Below are 3,702 nucleotides of genomic sequence, written 5' to 3'. Positions count from 1 at the left end.
CCGAAGATGAGCGGTTTTCGGCCAGCCTGGAAAGTGCAGGGGCAGGCTTATCCACAACGCTGCGAGAAAGGATTGAAAAATTCCAGGCACCGTTGACAGAAGAAGAAGCCCAACTTGAAGAACTGATTAATCAGGGTCTTGTCTTACTGTATGACAAAAAAACGAAAACTGACGTTGATGAATCCGTGGCTGCCTGTGAACTTTGGCTGGACGCCTGGGAATTGATCAAAGAACTCTATCAGGACAAGACATCACTGGACGACATGGATAATAAGATGGGGTTTACTCTGGACATGTGGGGTTCCGAAATAGATATGCATTTGTTAAACGCTGCCCGTACTGAATCATCTTTTATAGAAAAGGGCATTACCTTCTTCCGGGAGTTCCTTGAGCATTTCCCGGAATCCAGCGAAGACACACACAAGGCTTATCGTCGGGCCAGTGCTGAGCTTCAATTTCTGATGGGAGAGTGTGAACAAGGAGACGCCACCTTTGAAGCCCTGGTTAAGGACTACCCGGATTCTACCTGGAACTATATTGGCTGGGGGGATATCTATAACCCGACATTTTCTCGCGCCCATCCCGATGATGTTATTGCGGATACTGATCGCGCCAAAAAGCTTTATCAGATCCCTATCGATCGCGAACTTGAAGACGCTGATCATGCCAGTGATCGGCTTGATGAGCTTTTGGCTTATGAACGCAAAGAAGCTACTACATTTGAAGTTTGAAGGGTAACGGGACCGGTCTTGGGTAATCGGAAATCGGGGGCGGGTCTTAACTCTTGAATCCATTCAAAAAGGAAGACCTGACCCTCAAATTAGTAGAGTTGGTGGAACTGAGGATAGCGATGTATATCAGCCGGGGCTGATGCTTCTTTTTTATCAATAGCCTTAATAGAAGAAGCCAAACAGGAAGCGTAAATAAACCTACGATACAGCGCAGACCGATTAGACTATTGCTTACATCGATAATCTGCATGGCATTCGATACAGCGATGATACTGATCAAATTTTCACCTGAAAGCCTGAAAATTGTTCAGGAGCAAACCTTCTCGGACGTACAGCCCTGCTCACTGCTTCAGGATTTCAACCGCTTTTTAAACCGGGTAATGGCTCAGCCCGTCCCGTTGAGCAAAGGCAAACGGCAGCCAATCCAAAAATGGGCCGCGCTATTAAATGATGAACTGACCGAGCCAGACAGCCCCACGCTGAAACGGCCACTCACCATTCACTATCCATCAGTTCTTGGCTTATACCTGCTGGTTCGTACCGCCGGGTTTGGCCGGATTATCACGGCGGGCACCCGCAAATTTCAGCTGGTCATCAACGACACCATGATGGCGCAATGGCAACAACTGTCCGCCACTGAGCAGTATTTTTCCCTGCTGGACGCTTGGCTAACCCGTGGCCATGCGGGCATTATTGGTGAAGATCTTGGCAGTCGTGATGATCGTATCCTGGGTTGCGCTGGCGTCAACTTTCTAAGACAAGGTTTATTCACAGAAGACCCCATCCGGCCACTGGGTCTTGAAGTTCTGCCGTCTCAACTGGGGGCTTACAATGTAAGCCTGCTGAGACTGTTTGGTCTGGTCAAGCTCCAGTGGCAGGACAGCCGTCAGCTGAAACACCTGCAGTTCACCCCCCTCGGAGTGGTTCTCTTTAACCGTTTTCATAAATCCATAGACCTGGAAGGGCTGGCGATTCCCCGGGGTTGCGAGGATGAACTCTACGAAGTCGATGGTATGCAGAAGGTGGTTCAACCCTGGCGAGAAGACATCAGGCAGTTGCTTCATCCACCAAAAATCGACGCATTTAAAAGCTATATCATCAATGTTTTACTGTTTGCCTATAAGTGCCGGCGAACCCTGATAGTGCCTGCCGAAGCGACACTGGATCAACTGGCCAACGCCATTCTCAGCGCCTTTTCGTTCAGCAATCACCAGCTCTTCTACTTTTTTTGTGAAGATTGCTATGGTCACTCTTATCACATAGAGCATCCATTGCTACAACAGCCCGATGTGGATCATACCGATGATATCTGCCTTAAAGACTTGCCACTGGTGCCAGGTGACCATCTGACGTTTATTTATGACCTCGACATTGAGTGGGCGTTTACACTACAGATCGTCGACGGCGTGGACGAAAAACCGGATGGTATTATACTTACCGAAGCAAAAGGGGAAGCTCCGCGGGAGTACTGACTTAAACTGGCATCGTGTCTTGAATTTATTAAAAAATGAAAGCAAGCCCAGAGAGCAATCGCTGACCAGATCAATGAGGAATGTCTGTTCCGGTTCGACTATTTTTTATGAGCATGACGCTTTCCGGACCCTTCTGAAACAACATAGACTGAGGGCCTGATTATTCAGGCGGATATACATGATGAATCACCAGACTGAAGAAGCCTACGTTCTCGATTTGATAGAACGACTGAAACCGCACCTGCCCATGACGGGTAGCCCTGGAAAAGGATTAATTGCCACCTACAAAGCTAATGGGACAAACGGTAAACTCAGGAAAAATCACAACCTAGCCATCACGGCAGCTCACTATCTTGGCCTTGACGGAGGTTTGTGCCTGGCCTACAAATCGCCCATTCAAGGGGATCTCAATGACATGGTGGTCTCCATCACTCACCTGAAGCTGGATCACAAACACCCATTTTATAAAGAGCTTCGGGCTTACCAGATCGGCAGAATCTCCTGGCTTGCCCAGCAGCCGCGCAGTAGTGCTTTACTTACCCACCCGTAATGGAAGTTTATATCCATGAGCCGGAATAGCTGGCCTGAGCCCACTCCTCGTCCGGAAGCCCTGAAAATAACCCGGGAAAGGCAGCGCCATTATTAAAGTCACTGAGCAACAGTATCGACAATGAAAGTCTGGATGAAGGAAATGCAAAAAATAAAATCCGGCCCCGCGTCCCGGTTTCCAGTAAGTAACAACGCACGACAGATCACCGATGCATTTGATAAAAAGCATCGGAACCCAGCAATGGGATGTATTGGCTGGCCAGTGTGTTCAAATCATCCGTGTTTTTCAGGGATATCCAGTCATCAATGCTGCCCAGAAAACAGAACCGCCCTGCATGAAATTCTCGCTTCTTTTTATCAACCAGCGCAAAACGCAGGACCGGTATAAAATGGCTCAGCCTGATCATCTTCTCTACGGACTCTGGTTTCAGGCTCCAGAGCCATCCGACTTCCTTCATCTCACTGGCCGTATCTCTGGCAGCGGATTCAAAAATGGTTACATACTGATTCTGGCAATCCATCAGGTAACGGAAAGGCTCTTTCAGGGCTGCCAGTGCAGAAGCTATGCACTGTTGCTCGGCTCCTGTCAGTAATCCGGGAATTTCTTTTCTCAGAAAGACCTGACCATTTTCAGGCCGTTCATAGATTTCAAAACCCTCAGGGATCCTGGTGATTTTCTCTGCCCCTGCCTTCTCCCGACCCGAAAAATAGTAGCGGGGTTTACCGGTACGGGTGACCCCCTGGTAGAGGAAATACCTTTTCCCGGCCCGGTTAGTGTAAGGCAGCGATAAGATCATTTCCTCCCGTTAGAGGGTGTCGCAAAAGGGCAAAACACCCCCCCGACCGTCATCGTCGCGAAGGCGGTTGTCGCAAAACCCTCCTCGCTCCCACGCTTTTAGGCCCTGTGGGTCCTGCGTGGTAGCGCCAGGACCCAACCACAGACACGATTC

At 49.2% G+C, this 3,702-nt stretch carries 4 protein-coding genes; 3 read left to right on the top strand and 1 reads right to left on the bottom strand.

What is annotated here, in order from left to right:
* The 3 genes from RM811_RS20495 to RM811_RS20485 all read left to right on the top strand — a co-directional run.
* Positions 1-731: tetratricopeptide repeat protein (locus RM811_RS20495; protein WP_402527775.1), on the top strand; the 731-nt coding region annotated here is incomplete at its 5' end.
* 248 nt (positions 732-979) lie between these two features.
* Positions 980-2,203 carry an IS1096 element passenger TnpR family protein gene (locus RM811_RS20490; protein WP_402527773.1) on the top strand — a complete coding sequence of 408 codons (1,224 nt, stop codon included), beginning with the start codon at positions 980-982 and terminating at the stop codon, positions 2,201-2,203.
* Between the two features lie 178 nt (positions 2,204-2,381).
* Entirely contained in the window at positions 2,382-2,753 is a 372-nt protein-coding gene (locus tag RM811_RS20485) for a hypothetical protein (RefSeq protein WP_402527772.1), read from the top strand.
* Between the two features lie 202 nt (positions 2,754-2,955).
* Here the strand turns inward: RM811_RS20485 and RM811_RS20480 are convergent, their stop codons facing one another.
* Positions 2,956-3,549 carry a hypothetical protein gene (locus RM811_RS20480; protein ID WP_402527771.1) on the bottom strand — a complete coding sequence of 198 codons (594 nt, stop codon included), beginning with the start codon at positions 3,547-3,549 and terminating at the stop codon, positions 2,956-2,958.
* Positions 3,550-3,702: the final 153 nt, after the last annotated feature.

This window comes from Endozoicomonas sp., from assembly GCF_031844845.1.
In the GTDB taxonomy this organism is placed as follows: Bacteria; Pseudomonadota; Gammaproteobacteria; order Pseudomonadales; family Endozoicomonadaceae; genus Endozoicomonas.
Note: the sequence above shows the minus strand (reverse complement) of the source record. Positions and strands in the feature narration are given on the sequence as shown.